Annotated in this window: 15 protein-coding genes; 2 read left to right on the top strand and 13 right to left on the bottom strand. The window is 59.4% G+C overall.

Annotation, left to right across the window (positions count from 1 at the left end; genetic code table 11):
* Positions 1-169 precede the first annotated feature (169 nt).
* The 5 genes from FJ934_RS05515 to iolG (FJ934_RS05535) all read right to left on the bottom strand — a co-directional run bounded on the left by FJ934_RS05515 (position 170) and on the right by iolG (FJ934_RS05535) (position 6,251).
* A complete protein-coding gene (locus FJ934_RS05515) occupies positions 170-1,132 on the bottom strand; it encodes an aldo/keto reductase (RefSeq protein ID WP_140607640.1) in 963 nt (320 codons plus the stop codon).
* Positions 1,133-1,231: 99 nt separating this feature from the next.
* The gene (locus FJ934_RS05520; RefSeq protein ID WP_140607641.1) at positions 1,232-2,278 is read right to left on the bottom strand and encodes an ABC transporter permease; all 1,047 of its coding nucleotides are present in this window, start codon (positions 2,276-2,278) and stop codon (positions 1,232-1,234) included.
* Positions 2,275-3,774 carry a sugar ABC transporter ATP-binding protein gene (locus tag FJ934_RS05525; RefSeq protein WP_181165529.1) on the bottom strand — a complete coding sequence of 500 codons (1,500 nt, stop codon included), beginning with the start codon at positions 3,772-3,774 and terminating at the stop codon, positions 2,275-2,277. Before FJ934_RS05525 ends, FJ934_RS05520 begins: the two co-directional genes overlap by 4 nt.
* A gap of 19 nt (positions 3,775-3,793) precedes the next feature.
* The gene (locus FJ934_RS05530; RefSeq protein ID WP_140607643.1) at positions 3,794-4,858 is read right to left on the bottom strand and encodes a sugar ABC transporter substrate-binding protein; all 1,065 of its coding nucleotides are present in this window, start codon (positions 4,856-4,858) and stop codon (positions 3,794-3,796) included.
* Positions 4,859-5,237: 379 nt separating this feature from the next.
* The gene (iolG, locus tag FJ934_RS05535) at positions 5,238-6,251 is read right to left on the bottom strand and encodes an inositol 2-dehydrogenase (RefSeq protein ID WP_210241947.1); all 1,014 of its coding nucleotides are present in this window, start codon (positions 6,249-6,251) and stop codon (positions 5,238-5,240) included.
* 147 nt (positions 6,252-6,398) lie between these two features.
* Here iolG (FJ934_RS05535) and FJ934_RS05540 point away from each other — a divergent pair, with 147 nt between their 5' ends.
* Entirely contained in the window at positions 6,399-7,217 is an 819-nt protein-coding gene (locus FJ934_RS05540; RefSeq protein WP_140607645.1) for an SDR family oxidoreductase, read from the top strand.
* Positions 7,218-7,295: 78 nt separating this feature from the next.
* Here the strand turns inward: FJ934_RS05540 and FJ934_RS05545 are convergent, their stop codons facing one another.
* The 8 genes from FJ934_RS05545 to iolG (FJ934_RS05580) all read right to left on the bottom strand — a co-directional run bounded on the left by FJ934_RS05545 (position 7,296) and on the right by iolG (FJ934_RS05580) (position 16,048).
* A complete protein-coding gene (locus FJ934_RS05545; RefSeq protein ID WP_140607646.1) occupies positions 7,296-8,459 on the bottom strand; it encodes a substrate-binding domain-containing protein in 1,164 nt (387 codons plus the stop codon).
* Between the two features lie 229 nt (positions 8,460-8,688).
* A complete protein-coding gene (locus FJ934_RS05550) occupies positions 8,689-9,519 on the bottom strand; it encodes a TIM barrel protein (RefSeq protein ID WP_181165530.1) in 831 nt (276 codons plus the stop codon).
* Between the two features lie 5 nt (positions 9,520-9,524).
* Positions 9,525-10,712, bottom strand: coding sequence for a Gfo/Idh/MocA family oxidoreductase (locus FJ934_RS05555; RefSeq protein ID WP_140607648.1), 1,188 nt, complete (start codon positions 10,710-10,712; stop codon positions 9,525-9,527).
* A 69-nt stretch (positions 10,713-10,781) separates the two neighbouring features.
* Entirely contained in the window at positions 10,782-11,561 is a 780-nt protein-coding gene (locus FJ934_RS05560) for an ATP-binding cassette domain-containing protein (protein ID WP_140607649.1), read from the bottom strand.
* Positions 11,561-12,658: an ABC transporter permease gene (locus FJ934_RS05565; RefSeq protein ID WP_140607650.1), complete on the bottom strand. Its 1,098-nt coding sequence runs from the start codon at positions 12,656-12,658 to the stop codon at positions 11,561-11,563. Before FJ934_RS05565 ends, FJ934_RS05560 begins: the two co-directional genes overlap by 1 nt.
* Positions 12,659-12,722: 64 nt before the next feature.
* Positions 12,723-13,772, bottom strand: coding sequence for a sugar ABC transporter substrate-binding protein (locus FJ934_RS05570; protein ID WP_348642479.1), 1,050 nt, complete (start codon positions 13,770-13,772; stop codon positions 12,723-12,725).
* Entirely contained in the window at positions 13,729-14,850 is a 1,122-nt protein-coding gene (locus FJ934_RS05575) for a phytanoyl-CoA dioxygenase family protein (protein WP_140607651.1), read from the bottom strand. The genes FJ934_RS05570 and FJ934_RS05575 overlap by 44 nt, the downstream gene beginning before the upstream one ends.
* A gap of 187 nt (positions 14,851-15,037) precedes the next feature.
* Positions 15,038-16,048 carry an inositol 2-dehydrogenase gene (iolG, locus tag FJ934_RS05580; RefSeq protein WP_210241949.1) on the bottom strand — a complete coding sequence of 337 codons (1,011 nt, stop codon included), beginning with the start codon at positions 16,046-16,048 and terminating at the stop codon, positions 15,038-15,040.
* Positions 16,049-16,343: 295 nt separating this feature from the next.
* Between iolG (FJ934_RS05580) and iolE the strand changes: the two genes are divergently transcribed.
* Positions 16,344-17,243, top strand: coding sequence for a myo-inosose-2 dehydratase (iolE, locus tag FJ934_RS05585; protein WP_140607652.1), 900 nt, complete (start codon positions 16,344-16,346; stop codon positions 17,241-17,243).
* Positions 17,244-17,409 lie beyond the last annotated feature (166 nt).

The following is a 17,409-nucleotide window of genomic DNA, read 5'->3' on the forward strand; positions in this document are numbered from 1 at the left end:
ATCCAGCAGACATGATGAATCAGATATTCTCGCCGATGGGAATCCCTCGCGATTCCGTCAGGTCAGATTATGCTCTAGTGTGCGAAGAGCGATCGTGGACCTTCAGTCCTTGGGAGCGACTGTCATATCGCGAGCCGCAAGGACGTTTGGACCGAGTTAGTCCACGAAACTAGCCTGGTTTGTAAATTCGCTCAGCTTCTGGATCATTCACGGAATAGCCTACCTCCCCCAGCTCAGCCCAAGCCTGGTCCGGCACCTTCGCGGTCGCCCAGTCGATGGTCTGAGCGACTCTTTCGGGCTTGGAAACACCTACAACGGTCGAGGTTATCCTCGGGTCATTCAGCGAGAACTGAATTGCCACCGCTCCGGGAGCCACGGCATGCTTTTTGCATACAGCCTCGACCTGACGCACAGGCGTCAGTCTAATTTCGTCAATCTCTTGATATGTAATCCGAGAAACAGCGGAACTTCCCTTTGCCAAAACGCCACCGGCATAAGGAGCCGCATTGAGCACAGCTACTCCTCTTTCGCTGGCAAGGTCAAAGAGGTCACTTGCCGACCTGTTCAAAAGCGTGAAGCGATTATGATTCAGCAGGACATCTAACGGCCAGTCTCTGACCATCGGCAGCATGATATCGAGACGGCCCATTGCCAGCCCGACGGCGGTCGCCAGACCTTCCTCCTTCATTCGAATCAATTCATCGAACGCCCCGCCTGGCCTCGTGATCTCGTCGAGATCGGCGGAATGCTCAGGGTCGTGAAGGTGCAGTATGTGAACGCGATCGAGACCGAGCGCCAGAAGACTCTCCTCAAGCGACTGTCTGGCGCGACCGGCGTCGAAGCGGCCCGTACCCATGTCCCGGTCTAATTTCGTCGAAAGCACAAATCCCGGAGGTAAACCTCCGCGCTCTCTGATGACCGATCCAATCCGTTCCTCGCTGCGGCCAAAACCGTAGTTGCGGGACGTGTCCATGAAGTTGACCGGGCCGTCGAAAATCGCTCGGATGGTCGCAAGTGCGGTGGCTTCGTCGACGTTGTAGCCATAAGTGTCCGGCATCCCGCCGAGGGGAGCTGTTCCGAAACAGATCTCCGTAACTTCCAATCCGGTCTGTCCGATTGGATGCCGTTTCATCGCCACCTCCACCCAGGGCTGGCAAAAAGAGCGAACTACGCGGCCCGTCAGCGAGCCCGGAATTGACGCCGGCAGAGCCAAGTCAGCCGGAATACTACCTCAGGTTCGAGTCCGCACACCGCTTGAGCGTCGGCTGGCAATCGTCGTCAGCACCGCGGCCACTATGATGACGGCGCCGGTCGATGCCTGCACGTAAAAGGACGGAACCTGCGCCAACGTCAGCAAGTTGTTGATGACGCCGATCAACAGCACACCGCTAATAACTCCGACGATTGTCCCTCGACCGCCGCCAAGGCTTACGCCACCGATTACCGCAGCCGCGAAAGCGGAGAAAATTATCCCCTGCCCTTGGGTTGTCACCGCGGAATCGAGGCGCCCGGTCATCAGAACGCCGGCCAGGCCCGCCAAGAGAGCCGCAAAGACAAACGCCGACCAAATGACCCCGTCCACGTTGATGCCAGCTGCTCTCGCGGCGTCTTCATTGCCGCCGATCGCATATAAGGCACGGCCATAGCGGTGGTAGTGGAAGACAAGGCCGACCATAACCGCGACAACAATGAACATAATCACCGACACAGGAACACCGAACCAGCTCTCGGAACCGAGATAGGTCAGCGCCTTGCCGGGAGAGTAGATCGAACGCCCGTTGGAAACGATCAGCACTCCGCCCCGAAGCAGCACAAGCAGCCCGAGCGTCGAAATGAACGGGTTGAGACCGACCCTGACGACCATGAAACCGTTGAAAAAGCCAATTAGCCCCGCAGTGCCCAGCGCAATGAATAGGCCAGCCCAGCTCGGCAGCTCTAATCCAAGCCCGCCTGCCGCCACAGGCACCAAGGTGACGGCTGCCAACATCGGAGCGAAACCGACAATTCCCTCGAGCGAGAGATCCAGTCGCCCTATCAGAACGACGAAAGTCAGTCCGATCGTCGTCAAACCCAGAACGCTTACCTGGTCGAGGATATTTAGCAGATTGGCCGCCGTGGCGAACCGCGGAGCAATGATGGCGCCAACGATCACCAGTATGAGAAGGACCGGGTACATCGTAAACCCGCCGGCCACGAAAGCGCTTCCGAAAGAAGATAGTCGTGACGGCCCGGAATTTTCCTTCTGTGGCGATGATTTGCTCACGATATCGGTGCTCATACGACACCCTCCATCCGCAGGATTAGATCTTTGATTGTGTATCCACCCACCAGTTCATCGACGACGTGCCCCTCGAACACGATCACGACCCGGTTGGCCAGTTGATCAATTTCGTCTTCCTCGTCCGAGACAACCACCACCCCCAGCCCCTTGCCGGCAAGATCCCGCAACAGCGAGTAGAGCTGTTCCTTGGCCCCCACATCGACACCGCGGGTTGGGCTAAGGGCGACGATGACCTCGGGAGCTCGGCAAAGCGCGCGCGCGAAAACGACCTTCTGCTGATTGCCACCGCTGAGCTGGCTCACCGCTTGCTCCAGAGACGAAGCTATTACGTTCGTCTGTTGGGCAAGGTGCCCGACATGCCTGGCTTCCTTGCCTTTGTTGATAAAACCCAGTTTGCCGGACAGGACGTCAAGACCGCCGATCGCTACATTCTCACGCACACCCAGGATGCCGACATAGCCGCTGGCATGCCTGTCGGTGGGAACCAGGCCGATGGTAGGCAGCTTTCCACGCGGGCTGATCACCTCACCTTTTTCAGGCCTTTGCTGGCCAGCAAGGACCATTGCGAGGGCTTCCTTCCCGCCACCCACCGGGCCTGCCAAGGCCACGATCTCGCCCGCCCTTACCTCAAAGTCGATATCCTTTTCCGAAAAGCTGTCGAGCCGAATTCCCTTGGCCTGAAGCAGAACAGGGGCTTCATCCGTCACGAAGTCCTGTCGCGTGCTTCGAACCGTCTTTTCACCCATCATAAGGTCGGCGATGGTCTCCACGTCGAGACGCTCCACGGGCTCGCGTTCCTTTACGACCTTGCCATCCCTCAGGATCGTCACTGTATCGGCAATCTCGAAAACCTCATCCAGGTGGTGCGAGATATAGACGAACGAGACCCCCTTGGCTTTGAGCGCCCTCACATGCTCGAACAGAATGCGTTTTTCCGCATTGCTCAGCGCCGCGGTTGGCTCGTCCAGGATCATGACGGGCACGCCCCGGCTAAGAGCCTTCATGATCTCGAGCAGCTGTCTCGTCCCGGCGCCCAGCTCCCCTGCAAGCGAGCGGGGTTGGATGTCCATATTCCATTCGCTCAGCAGGTCCGTCGCGCGCTCCAACATCAGCTTGTGGCTCACCACGCCGAAGCCTCTGCGCACGAGAGGATTCTCGACAAAAAGGTTCTCCGCCACGGTGAGCAGGTTGAACAGCTGAGGCGTTTGTTGAACGTGGGCGATCAACTTGCGAATGCTAGGCGCATAGTGTTGGCCGACCGCTTCTACCTCGACCTCTCCAATTCTGATCGATCCGGTATCGGCCGAAACGTATCCGCTCAAGGTGGAAACGAGCGTGCTCTTTCCCGCGCCATTGCGGCCCAACAGGGCGTGAACCTCACCGGGCATGACGGTGAAATTCACGCCGCGAAGAGCCCGGGTCGAGCCAAAGGTCTTGGCGATGTCACGCATCTCGACGATGGGTCGCGCCTTGTCCATGATCTTCGGCTCCACGGCTTGGTTCCTCCTGAACTTATTTGCCGACCTTGTTGGCCCACAGATCAGGGGAGTCCACATTGTCGGTTGTCACCAGCGTCGCTTTGAGCTGGTACTGCGGTCCGACGGGAGTATCGATAACCTGGCCGTCGTCACGCGGTCCGATCTCGATCTTGCCACCCTTGGAGACGAGTTCGATCAGGTCGGCCGTCTTGCTCGCATAGGCGCTCAGGGGCTGCGACACCGTCGCGTCGAGGGCCTTGCCGCGGATCAGCTGCAGTCCTTGAGGCGTTCCATCGATTGCGATGCGGATCACCGAGTTCGGGTCCCCCACCGGAGCGCCCTTGCCGGCGTTGGTGAGCTGGGCGTTCACGGCCGATGCCATGAGTTCGGATGCCATGAAGATGCCGCTCAATGAAGGATTCTGGGTGAGGACGTTCTGCGCAGCGTCGGCGGCCATGTCGGCAGTCCATTCGGTCGGGCGCTGTATCAGATTCACCTTAGGCGCGAGCTCGTGCAAGGTTTTGGAAAAACCGTCGGAGCGATCGCGGCCGTTGGGGGTGGTCAGGGCGCCCTGCAGCTCAAGCACGATGCAGCTGTTGTCGGTCCAGCACGGCTTGGCTTGCAGGCGCTTGACCATCTCCTTGGCACCCTGAACGCCGGCGTCGACATTGTCCGCGCGCACCGTCGCCGTCACTTTGCCGCCCGCGGGAGCATCATCGATCGAGAAGACGAGGACGTTGGCGTCGTTCGCCTTTTTGACCGCCGGAACGATTCCCGCGGCGTCAATGGGAGCGAAGACCAGGACATTTGCGCCATTGGCAATCATGTTCTGGAGCGCATCCACCTCCGCCGCGATATCGCCGTTCGGATCAGGAGCACCGACCAGGGTGAAACCCTTTGCATCGAAGGCCTTCTTTGAGAGATCCAGCATCAGGGTCTGGAAATCATCCTTGAGAAACTTCGGGGTGAAACCGATCCTCACGTCCGCGGCTTTGTATTCGGCAAGCGCGGTCCCAGCGGTTATTGCAAGGAACAGCGCGCCGAAAGCAACCGTGCTGGCGGCTCTGCGGCGAGAAATGGGGAGAGTTGGAAATTTCATTGAATCCTCCTTTTGTTGCGCGGTCCGACCGCCCGTTGAGCCGGGCTTGACGCCGCTTGGGCCTTCTGTGCTCACCACAGAAAGGTTCGACCTTGCGATGAGACATCGTTCGCGATGTCGTCACCCGCAAATGCAATTGCAGTGCTTGCCTGGCCGCATTAAAAGAGCCCTGCGGAGAAGTCGGCAGTGAGGGCACGCTTTCGCGGTTCTCCTTCGATCGTGATCGCAAGGAAGGCACAGCCAAGATGCCCGGCGCCATTGCGGGACCGGTCTCGGTCATGTCCCGACACGGCGATCCGTGCGAGCCCAGACTTCACCAAACGCCACTCCTCCCACTGCGCGGATCTTTCTTCCTCCTGCGGATCCGCCGCCGAATGCTTTATGCAGTCACCTCGGAGACACGCACCAAGCGTGCCTCTTTCATGGATTTGTAAGCCGCTTCCGCCAGGATGAGCGCACGGCGCCCATCTTCGAAACTCGCCAGCGGAACGACGCCTTTCTCCACACAGTCCACGAACCCATCGATCTCCGCCATGAAGGCTTCCTGGTAGCGCTCGAGAAAGAAGAACTGATACGGCTGGCTCGCCTCGGCGGCCGTGCTTGTAAAGCGGCGCAATTCGTGAGGTTTGCGGTTGTCGGAAAGAAGCATGCCCGCGCTCCCGATGAGCTCAACGCGCTGATCGTAGCCGTAGACCGCCGTGCGCGAGTTGTTGATGTGGCATTGCTTGCCCGACGCGGTCCTCAGGATGAACATTGCACTGTCGACTTCATCGAGTTCCTTTCCAAGTGCCGGATCGATGAGTGCATTGGCTAGCGCGAAGACCTCGGTCGGCTCTTCGCCGAGCATGAAGCGAGCCAAATCGAAGTCGTGGATCGTCATGTCCCGGAACAGTCCGCCCGCCGCCTCCAGATAGGCTCGCGGCGGCAGCGCCGGATCGCGTGACGTGATAATGACCTGGTGCAATTCGCCTATATCGCCAGCCAGCATCGCCGTTCGCGCTGCGCTATGCCCGGGATCATAACGACGGTTGAAGCCGAGCTGGATCGGGATTTTGGTATCGCCGATGTTGGCGGCGCAAGCCTCGACGCGGGCCAGGCTAAGATCGATCGGCTTCTCGCACAGAACCGCTTTGCCGGCAGCGACGGCCATCTCTATGTAGTCGGCGTGGGTGGGAGTTGCCGTGGCGATCAGAACGGCATCCACCGTGTCGGACGCGAAAATCTCCTCAGCGCTGGCCGCGGCCTTAACGCCCTGAGCCGCCGCGACCTTTTCGGCCGCCTCTGAATTGACATCAAATACCGCCGCCAACTTGGATCGCGGATGCCGTGCGACATTGGCAGCATGCATCTGACCAATCCGGCCACAGCCGAGCACGGCGATACGCAACATCAATTTCCTCCCTGCGGCCTGTCATGCAAGACGGGCACTATTCTTTGCGTGCATTGTGCAAAGCATCTTGCATTTTTGCATGCGTGTCAATACAAATTCCGCATTGATTTCTTCTGCAAATTTCATTGCAGATCTGAGGAGCATTGAAAGATGAACAGAGTCGATAGGAAATTCGCGGTGATCACCGGCGGGACACAGGGATTGGGTGCTGCGATCGCCATGCATTTCGCAGACGCGGGCGCCGCCGGAATTATCACCTGCGGGCGCAACGCCGACAAGGGCGGCGGTGTCGCCGAGGCGATTGAGGCTAAGACAGGCTGCGTCGTTCGCTTCGTCCAAGCCGATCTGGCGAGCGTAGCCGATTGTAGGACGGTGATTGAGGCCGCGGATACGGCCTTTGGGCGCGTCGATGTTCTAGTGAATGCCGCCGGTCTCACAGACCGAGGCGACATCCTCAATACGAGCGAAGAGCTGTTCGACCGGATGTTTGCGATCAATACGCGCGCTCCCTTCTTTTTGATGCAGGAAGCAATTCGCCGGATGATTCGGGACAACGTCGAAGGAGCGATCGTGAACATTGGCTCGACCTCGGCGCTTGCCGGGCAACCGTTCATCGCGTCCTATTGCGCTTCCAAAGGTGCTCTTGCCACGCTTACCCGCAACACCGCGTTTGCAACGATGCGGAACAAGATCCGCGTCAATCAGCTGAACATCGGCTGGATGGCTTCCGACGGCGAGGATCGCATCCAGCGCGAGTATCACGGCGCGGACGCAAACTGGCTCGAAAAGGCTGCGGCCGAACAACCTTTCGAGCGCCTGCTGGCTCCCACGGAAGTGGCCAAGGCCGTCACATTTTTGGCTTCGGAGGATGCCGGGATGATGACGGGCTCTGTAATCAATTTCGACCAGTCAGTCTGGGGCGCCTACCCCTTCGCCCCTCCGACCCCGGTCTCGAAGCTGGCGATCTAGAGGGACTGACGGGCGACTGAAGCGCGGAACCATTTCAGTCGCCAATGATCCTGCCTCACCGCAGAATGCTTCAGGCAATCAGAAGATAGCGCAATTGAAGCGAGTGAATACCTGACTTTGCGTTATGCGATTGACGGGTTGAACCCCCTGCCGCGCCATCCTTATGCACTCTACCGACAGCGCTATTTCGCGATCGAAGTCATGACCGATCGTCACATCCATGATGCCCCGCTCGAGCAACGACCGCGAGTTCGTGTTTAACTCATGGCCAATAAACACGATCGAATGACTAAGACCTTCAGCTTCAAGCGCGCGCCCTACTCCCAGGTTGGCGCCTGAAACATTGTAGATAGCCGCCGGCGGGCCGTTCTTTCCCATGTATCGCCGGACAGCCTCATAGATGACCTCAATGCTCTCGTTGGAACTTACCCTTTCATCGATGGCCAAGGATGAGAATTCTGTTCGCAGGACGTGTCTGAACCCCTGCTCGCGGTCTTGCTGGCAGCGAAATGGCACGCTGCAAACAAATAGGACTTTGCCGGTTGTCCCGCGCGGAAGCATTCGCCCACAAAGCCAGGCTGCCGTAGCCCCCGAGACATATTGGTCCGAACCGACGTAAGCTGCCCTTCCCGACAAGGGAAGATCGGTGGTCAGGCAGATCACCGGGAGGCCCCGTCCCGTGGCTGCCCTCACTGCGTCGTTGACTGCCGGATGCTCCCTGGCGACCAGGATAATGCCATCGGACTTTTCGGCCGCGCTCCTAATCCGGCCCGCGAAGTCCTCAGGTTCGACAGCGTATGAGACATGGGACTCTGTTTCAATTTCGACCGACGGGTTTTGCGCGCTGAAGTTCTTCGCGGCGGCTTCCGCGGCCTCGTTGAACGATCGCCCGGAATCGGCGAGAAGATAAAGACGCAGCGGCTTCGAAATCTCGGGCAACGAAATCCCGCCGACGCCTGAGTGCCTGGCGTCGACCATCGACTTGGACAAATGTTGTTGCAGAATCGATTGGAATTCCCGGTAGCCGGAAAATCCCAAAGCCTGGACGAATCGCACAACACTGGATGCGTTCACGCCGCAGCGGGTCGCGACCTCGGAACTTGATAGAAGGGCAGTCTCTCCAAGGTTCGCGATGAAAAAATTTGCAACGCGCCGTCCGCCCTTGCCCATATTGTCCTGAGCCGAATTCAAAGTAGTCATCAGCTCGCTGGCAGAGTGAGGCTTTGATCGCGAAAACTGCATGGTCGATCCTTTTCGATGACGACCATACTGGAACTTTGCGATTACGCAATATTCCTTGCACAATCGCACGGACTCGTCGATTGTGACCTAGTGGCTATTGCTCGATGAGGTACTGGCAGGTCAAGCGGCCATCGCGCAGGCACTGCTCCATGCCGCCCTGGTCGGTAGCCTCGGAAGGCAGCAAGCGCTGCCATTTAGCAACACGTTCGCTCCCATTCTGGATATCGCGTTATTCCGACCTTGAACCACCGGCCTCCAAATTGAGGAAATCGAAGCTCTGCTTCAGGCGCCGAGCAATGGCGGGATCGTCGTGAACGCATGGGTCGAAGGGCTCCATCGATACCACGCCGTCATAGCCGTGATCTCGGAGGTCCCGGATCTGTGCGCGGTTGCGCGCCCTGTCGCCGGCAAACACGAAACCACGATCCGGCTCGCGCAGGTCGCAACGGTCCTTGGTCCCGGGCGCGATACCCGAAACATGAACCAAGCCGATGCGGTCATAGTGGATGACCGTGTCCGCCGCGCGCCAGAACTGGAATGTGTCGTGCAGGATGGCAAAGTTTTGCCAACCGTTCACGTCCTCGATTGCATCGACGGCCGCAGTTTGGCTATGGAGGGTGCTGGTCGGCATGCCGAGCGGCTCCACCAGCCCAACGACGTCATGGTCGGAAAGTATGGGGGCCAGGGATTTCAGGCCGCGCCTCAGATTGCGCGCCGCCTCCGCTTCGCTCCAGCCATGGCCTTCCAAAAAGAGTGGGCACAACACCAGGAACGGCGCGCCCAACTCAGCCGTGCTAGTGATCAACTTCTCGGCATGGCTCAAGTCAACAAGCGCATTGAAATCCTCTAGACAATTGACGGAGGCAATCGCCAAACCGCTCTGCTGCACCAAATCCCTGACCTCGCTAAGAGGGCGGTCATCGGCGATCTCGAGCCCTGGCAGATCGTTGCGAAGTTCAACGGCTTCCGCTCCGACCTCGACCGCCAGATCGAGGAACTCAGAGAGCGGTCTATGCGGCAGACACATCCGGTTGAGCCCAAAACGGATCGCGCTTTGCATGTCGATCACTCGTCGTGTTGAAGCTTGATCCATGCGCCGCCGGCCTCATAGCTGTCCGCGCAGCCGTCTATGAAGCGCATACCGGCCAATCCCTCTGCCGCTCCAGCAAGCCGCACGCCTCCAGGGGCCTGACGTCCTGCGCGACGCGCCGCGATCACGAGAGCCGCTTCAGCGTAGAGATTGGCCCAGGCGTCGGTCAGCGCCTCGCCATGGCCTCGGGGCAGATGAACAAGCCGCTCGGCTTCGCCAAGAACGCCATTGCCGACGCCGCGAACGAAGGTCTGCTCCTGCTGCTCCAAAGGCGTAAACTTCAGGTATTCGGGCCGCTCCTGATCCCATTCCACAGCTCCCCCGCTGCCCCAGACGCGAATGCGCAGGCCGCAATATTGCCCAGGCGTAGCGTTGGATAGGTGCATCAACCCCGGGGCGCTGTTGGACAGTCGCAGGTTGATGTGTGCCGTGTCGGGCTGTGGTTTCCTGCCACCACAAACGAACATGTCAGCCCTCACGTCGGAAACGTCCAGGCCGGTCATCGTCTTGAGCAGGTGATAGGCATGCGTTCCGATATCGCCAACAATCGAGGACCGCCCGACCTTCGACGGATCCTGACGCCACACAGCCGTATCGACCGGCTGGGCCCCGCAATTCCACTCCTGCAGATATTCGAGGTGGACTTGATTGATGGTCCCCAGAAGACCACTGTCGACGATCGCGCGCGCCTGTCGAACCATGGCGTGGTGCGCGTAGGGATAGGTCATCGTGAGCGACACCCCTGTCTGGCGCTGAAGCGCAACAAGCATCTTGGCGTCGGCCATCGTTGTCGTCATCGGCTTGTCGAGAATGACGTCGATTCCCGCCTTGAGGAAACACGCGGCGATCTCGGCGTGGTTCCAGTTTGGCGTGCAGATCGCAACCGCCTCGATGCCGTCGGCGCGCGCGGCTTCTACTTGCGCCATTTGGCGAAAGTCGGAATAGGAGCGTTGCGGTGGGATCATCCAGTCGCGGGCGGAAGCCACAGCGTTGTCGGGTCGCGAAGACAAGGCGCCGGCGACGACGTCCCAGTGGTTTGACAAACGCGCTCCGGCGAAATGCCAATCTCCTACAAGGCCACCCCGACCGCCTCCCACAAAGCCAAGGCGCTGACGCCGCGCAAGCGGCGGGGTTCGCAGACAACTTTTGTCGGTGAAGCTCATGCTAGTCCCTTCGCTCTGCTGGCGAGATCGAGACGCGGTACCCAAGCTGCGAGTGAAATGTTTGCGCTGTCAGATCGTACCGCCGAGTGAGGCTTCGAGCGCCGCCAGCTCCCCGCCGCCAGCCATCATCTCCTGGAGTTCCTCCGCACGGACCTTTCCGCGCTCGGCCGTTCCCAAGGTCTGTCCTCTATTCAAAACGGTAAACCTGTCACCCACGGCCAAGGCATGGCGAACGTTGTGTGTAATGAAGACAACACCGATGCCGTGCTTGCGCACCCGATCGACGGTGGAAAGCACGTTGGCCGTCTGCCGGACGCCAAGAGCCGATGTCGGCTCGTCCAGAATAAGGATCTTGGCTCCGAAATAGACGGCACGCGCGATTGCCACAGTCTGACGCTCGCCGCCCGACAACGTGCCGACCGCCTGATCCGGACCGCGTAGGTTGATGCCCATCTTACGCATCTCCTGCAGGGTGACCGTATTTGCCTTTTCGAAATCCATATTGCGAAATGGCCATATGCCTCGTTGAGGTTCGCGGCCCATCCAGAAATTGCGGGTGACGCTCATCAACGGGATCATCGCCAAGTCTTGGTAGACGGTTGCGATGCCAGCGCCCATCGCATCACGGGGCGTGGCAAAACCGACCATCTGCCCGGCGACGCGAATTTCACCCCCGCTTGGTTTGAACACGCCCGACATGATCTTGATGAAAGTCGATTTTCCGGCGCCGTTGTCGCCGAGAAGGCAATGGCATTCGCCTGGCCTGACGTCGAAGGAAACGCCGTTCAGCGCGATGACGGAACCGAAGTGCTTCTTAATGTCGATCATCTCGACGATAGGGGCGGTCATTATCGCTCTCCTGTAATCGCACGACGGATGTAGGTGTTCATGATCACGGCCACGAGCAGTATGCCGCCCAGGAACACGCGGAAGAGAGAACTCTCGGCATTGGCGAAGAACAGCCCCTGCTGAACCACGCCAAAGATGATCGCGCCCAGAGCAGCGCCGATGATCGAGCCATACCCACCGGTTAGCAATGCACCTCCGATAACGACGCAGATGATCGCCTCGAATTCCTTCAAGAGGCCGCGGTCGGCTGAGGCGGAGTTGAATTCAAGCACCTGCGACGTGGCAAAAAGGCACGCGCAGAAAGCGGAGAAGACGAACATCAGCAGCTTAACGCGATTGGCTGGCACGCCCATGTTGCGTGCCGCCTGCTGGTCGCCGCCCGCGGCGAAAACCCAATTGCCAAAACGCGTTTGCGTCAACAACCATTGCGCAAAGATAACCAATGCGATCGCCCAAATGATTAACATAGGTATTCCATCGACAACGGGCTGGCCCGCCCTGTTGCCGGCCGTGAAGGTTCTCAGCCAGCCCACATGGCCGAGCCAGACGAAAAAACCCGAGAGGATCTTTCCGCTGAAAAGGGGGGCGAGCCAATCGTTCTGCGTGTAGGGCTCAAGCCCCGCTATGGTTGTTTTGCGCGTGTAAAAAACGGTAGTGGCGATCGTCATTCCGCGCAGGATGTAGAGAAAAGCCAGCGTGACAATGAAGGAGGGCAACCCAGTCCTGATGACCAGCAAGCCATTCACCGCGCCGAGCGCCATCGACAACGCGAAGGTTATCAGAATCGCAGCCCAGCAGGGTACACCGCCGACCGTCATCAGCAGCGCCAGTATCATTCCGGAGAAGCCGATCATCGAGCCGACGGAAAGATCGAATTCGCCTGCGATCATGAGCATGCAGGCGCCAACGGCAATGATCATGAACTGCGCCGAAACGATCGACCAGTTCAAGATACCCTCCGGCGCGAACATGCCGCTGCCGCCCGCAATGACGAGAAAGAAACCGAGGACAAGGATTGTCCCCACCATCGCTCCAAGTTCAGGCCGGATGAGAGCCTGACGAAGTGGCGACACATTCTTGATGCGTTCGTCGGTCATGTCTGCCTTCCCATTTGATGATCCAAGGAGAGCGAGGGCGCTCACACGCCCTCGCTGACCGTGCTCAGCGATATTCGCCGGCGAGTTTCTCGACCTTCTCCACATTGTCCTTGGTCACGAATGACGGTCCCGACTTCACCGAGTTGGCAGGCGAGATGCCGTATCGGATGAAGTTCGTCAGGACGAAGACGGGAACGGCTCCTTGGAGGTAAGGCTGCTGGTCGATGGCGTAGTTGATGGTGCCGTCTTTGATGCCGGCAGTGATTTCGGGCGACAGGTCGAATGTACCGAAGTTAATCTTGCCGGCGATGCCCATCTCCTTCACCGCCTCGACCGTGGGAGCCGCCGAGTTGGGACCCAAGGTGATAATTGCGCCGGTGTCCGCGTGCTTGGTCAGGTATGCCATTACCTTGCCCTTCACCTCGCCGGGATCAATGCCCGAGTCTATCATCTGATCACCCAGCGCCACGCCCATGCCATCGGCAAACCCTTGGCAGCGCTCGACTGAAGATGGGTTCTGGATATAGTGGTTGACGCAAAGGAATGTCTTGGCGCCGGTTGCCTTCGCACGCTCGCCGGCGGCATGCCCGGCATCGTATTCCGCCTGCCCCACATGCATCAGAGCGCCGAGTTCCTTTGACTGCTCGGGCGTACCGGAGTTCGCGGTGACAACTGGGATGCCGGCCGAGATCGCCGCCTCAAGCGGCGCCTTGAGCGTCTGGTAGTCGGCCAACGCAACGATCATGCCGTCGACATGCGCGGCGGTCGCCTGCTGGATGAGGCGAACCATATCCGCAAGGTCACCCGTCGGAGGGTTCTGGTACGTGGTCTGCACCCCCATTTCGTCGCCGGTCTCCTTCAGCGCATTCTTGATCACATTCCACCAGGTGTCGCTGTCGGGCGCGAAGCTGATGAAGACGATTTTCTCGCCTTTCGCATAGGCCATTGAGATCGCCGACGTGGCGATCATCGCGCCAAGCATGATTGATTTCAGGATCTTCTTCACTTTGCTATCCTCCCTTAGGGGCGCTTCCAGTTTGCAACCGCCGGAAGCAGGCGCGGTATGCCGGTCAGGCGCGGCGTCTTTGCGCTTGTTGGTCAGCCGCAGCTTCAAAACGCGGGTAGTCCCATCCCTCGGCGATGGCCCGTGCGAGCAGCGCCTTCTGGCTTTCGGGCGCCAGGCCGCCGACCGGGGGAGTGGTGTCGAGATTGGTGGGAAAAGGGTAGGCATCCGCGGTTGCCGCGATAACCCCCGCCCTTTCCTGCGCCGAGAGACTGCCAAGATATGGGAAAATAGCCTTCACCATCGCTAGGCGGTCGATGTTCTCCATATGCTTGGCGAACGCCGAGGCAACCTGCAGCAGGTTCACCATTCGAACGAAATCGGTCGTTTTGTTCTCGCCCGCGGCGTGGAACAGCGCCGGGCTGAAGAAGATCGCATCGCCCTTGGCCATCGGGAGCTGGACGCAGTTCGCTTCGAAATAGTCGCGGAATTCTGGAAGCTGTGCAGCGACATAGCCCTGAGGATACTTTTGCGAGTGAGGAAGCAGCTTCGTGGTGCCGCTTGCAGCAGGCATGTCGACATGAGCTACCCCGCCTTGGAGGATCAGCGTTGGGCCCATGAGGTGAATGTGCGGCGGGTAAAGTGCCATCTGGTCAGGCGTCATAAAGCCCAGATGATAGTCACGGTGCGGGGCCTGCGCCTTGCCACCCGGACGCACCTGATTAACCTGCGTTGCCAGCTGGTAGTCCGGACCCAGCCAGGCGCGACAAGCCAGATCGACAATTGGGTTGCCCATGTATCGCACGTAGACTTCAGGAGCGCGCAGGCACAGCTTTTGCAGGCTGTTCCAGATGCGGTCGTTGGCCCCGGCCTTCGCGAAGTGGTCGCCGCCCGAGATACCGGCAGCTCGTTCATCCGCGATAATCTCCCGAAAGATCTCGGTCGCCGCATCGACGGCGGAAAGGTCCCTGAACGCACTGCGGACGACGAAAACACCAGGCCCCTTTCCAATTACATTGGCCCATTCCCGCTTGATGCCCTCGTCCACCTCGCGGCCGTCGTAGATCGGGATGTTGGATGTGATTTCGGCCGCTCGAGGATAGTCGGCTGTGGCCACCTCTACCTGGGATCGAAAGTCATCCAGCTGTATCGCGCCAAGGAATTCATCGGATCCATTCATCACAATCATCCCTAATCACTCCTGTTGTGGACCCCTGTGACGTCCAACTGCGCAACCGACAGGCACACAGGCACCTAGTTGTCGGGGGCGAAGACCTTTTCGCGCTCTCGATGGCGCGAACGTTTTTCTGCGGTGAGCCGCAGCCCAGACCTCGCGTGACCCCGCATCACCCGATCGGCCAGTTCGCCTGTCCTCGTCAGCCGATCTCTTTGACCGCAACGACCCGGTGTTCGGTCACGGATTTTGCCGCGGCCTCGGCCAGGACGAGCGCGAGCCTCCCATCCTCGAACCCGACCTCGACAGGCTTTTTGGCCTCGATGGAATTTACAAAGGCGCTGATCTCGGCATTGAACGCTTCGGAATAGCGCTCGATGAAGAAATTCAGCAGCGGCGCGGAGACGTTCGTCGCGTCGCGGACATGCTTGGTGATATGGTTGTTGCGACGATTTTCCGAAATTAGCATGCCCTTGTTGCCAAGTAGTTCGACCCGCTGGTCGTATCCGTAGGCTGCCTGTCGCGAGTTCGTGATTATTGCCTGCTTGCCTGAAGCAGTGGATAGGACAGCCGCGATGGTGTCGTAGTCGTTGCAGCGTTCCATCAGCGGAGGATCCACCAGTCGCGATCCACTGGCCGAGACCGCAACCACCTCCTCGCCCAGGAGGTAGCGGGCGAGGTCGAAGTCGTGGATGGTCATGTCGCGGAAGATGCCGCCGGAGACTTCGATGTAAGCGGAAGATGCCATGCCGGGGTCGCGCGAGGTGATGATCACCTGGTGCAGGTCGCCGATCTCGCCAGCCAGCATCGCCTCGCGCGCGGCCCGGTGACCGGGGTCGAAGCGACGCACGAAGCCCAGCATGATCGGCACATCGCTAGCGCCAATGCGGCGCTTGCAGAGTTCGACCCGCTTCAAATCCAGATCTATCGGCTTTTCGCAGAGGATTGGCTTTCCGGCCCTGACCGCGGCTTCGATCAGATCTGAGTGGGTGCTGGTAGAAGTAGCGATCAGCACGGCATCGACGTCGTCCGCTGCAAACACGGCGTCGGAAGACTGAAATACCGGCACGCCGTACCTGGCGCCGCAGGCAGAGGCCGCGTCTAGGTTCACATCGTAGACGCCGGCCAGTCTTGCTCCTGAATGCGCCGCAACGTTTGCGGCATGCATCACTCCAATTCGGCCACAGCCGAGCACAGCGATTCGTTGCAACAATTCCTCCCAGAAATCGATCGCAACAAATTTCGTTGCAAAAGCCTGCAATGTTTGTTGCGCTCCAGCCAAATTGTCAATAGGAATTGTCGTTGCCAACGGGAGAAAGCGCCGGAGGGAGAATTGGCGACGTACGGGGGCAAGACCCGTTCACCTGCTGATACGATGCTCAAGGCCCTGTGCGATTGCAGGGGAGCAGCACGTATATGATGCGCCATGATAGTCCAGAATGGACAGCCGGCCTCTCGCTCATTTCGGCAAACACTGAATGCTCGTCCAACGTGCTCGGGAGTTGTAGATGAAAGCAAGGCTCGGAATCGCGCCCATCGCCTGGTGGAACGACGATCTGGAAGAATTATCCGACGATGTCAGTCTCGATGAATGCCTGAGGCAAGCGTCTGTGGCAGGCTTCACTGGCATGGAGACCGGCAGACGGTTCCCGCTCGACCCCGCTGAGCTCGGTCCGATCCTGGATAAGTTTGGCATCTCGATATGCGGGGGCTGGTTTTCCGGGGCACTTCTCGACGGCGATATTGAGCGCGAGAAAGACCGGATCGCGCCGCAGATGGAGCTGTTCAAGGTTATGAACGCTCCTTGCATCGTCTATGGCGAGGTGGCGCGCTCTATCCAGGGCGACCGCGCCAAACCGTTGGCAACCAAGCCAAAGCTGAGCGAGGAGGACATTCGGACATACGGCGCGAAAATGACCGACTTTGCCGAATGGTGCGCCGAACAAGGAATGCCTATCGCCTACCACCACCACATGGCCGCCGCGATCGAGTCCGAGGCGGAAGTCGATCTCCTGATGAAGCACTCAGGCGAGGCCCTGCCGCTGTTGTTTGACGCTGGGCACATGGCTTTCGCCGGTGGCGACGTCTTGGGCGTCATCGACAGGCACAGCGCGCGCATCTCCCATGTACACACCAAGGATGTCAGGTTCGACGTGATTAAGGCGATTGATCGCGACAGGGAAAGCTTCCTCGACGCCGTCGTCAAAGGCGCCTTCACGGTGCCTGGCGACGGCGACCTCGACTTCGGGGCGATCGTTAAGCGCTTGGCGCGATATGGCTATGAAGGATGGTTCGTGGTCGAAGCCGAGCAGGATCCAAAGGTTTCTCCCCCAATAGCGATGGCGATCAAGGGACATGCTGAACTGATGAGGGTCATGGCCGCCGCCGGATATGAGGTCGTGCAATGAACCGTGTGGATGGAAGGTCTGCGTCGTAGCCGGAACACTCTCCGGCCTGGGAGCCGCGGGGTCGCTCTCCGCCTGCCCGAAGCGGGTGCATACGGCCTCGCCAGCCTCCGAATACGTGCACGGCGCGATTTTGCCGGTCGATGGCGGCTGGCTAGCTAGCGCGTCA

Origin of the sequence: Mesorhizobium sp. B2-4-12 (genome assembly GCF_006441575.1) — a bacterium.
Taxonomy (GTDB): Bacteria; Pseudomonadota; Alphaproteobacteria; order Rhizobiales; family Rhizobiaceae; genus Mesorhizobium.

Coding starts and splice junctions, on each gene's coding strand:
- FJ934_RS05515 (WP_140607640.1), bottom strand. CDS start 1,132: ATGAAACGGCATCCAATCGGACAGACCGGATTGGAAGTTACGGAGATC.
- FJ934_RS05520 (WP_140607641.1), bottom strand. CDS start 2,278: ATGAGCACCGATATCGTGAGCAAATCATCGCCACAGAAGGAAAATTCC.
- FJ934_RS05530 (WP_140607643.1), bottom strand. CDS start 4,858: ATGAAATTTCCAACTCTCCCCATTTCTCGCCGCAGAGCCGCCAGCACG.
- FJ934_RS05540 (WP_140607645.1), top strand. CDS start 6,399: ATGAACAGAGTCGATAGGAAATTCGCGGTGATCACCGGCGGGACACAG.
- FJ934_RS05545 (WP_140607646.1), bottom strand. CDS start 8,459: ATGCAGTTTTCGCGATCAAAGCCTCACTCTGCCAGCGAGCTGATGACT.
- FJ934_RS05550 (WP_181165530.1), bottom strand. CDS start 9,519: ATGCAAAGCGCGATCCGTTTTGGGCTCAACCGGATGTGTCTGCCGCAT.
- FJ934_RS05555 (WP_140607648.1), bottom strand. CDS start 10,712: ATGAGCTTCACCGACAAAAGTTGTCTGCGAACCCCGCCGCTTGCGCGG.
- FJ934_RS05560 (WP_140607649.1), bottom strand. CDS start 11,561: ATGACCGCCCCTATCGTCGAGATGATCGACATTAAGAAGCACTTCGGT.
- FJ934_RS05565 (WP_140607650.1), bottom strand. CDS start 12,658: ATGACCGACGAACGCATCAAGAATGTGTCGCCACTTCGTCAGGCTCTC.
- FJ934_RS05575 (WP_140607651.1), bottom strand. CDS start 14,850: ATGATTGTGATGAATGGATCCGATGAATTCCTTGGCGCGATACAGCTG.
- iolE (WP_140607652.1), top strand. CDS start 16,344: ATGAAAGCAAGGCTCGGAATCGCGCCCATCGCCTGGTGGAACGACGAT.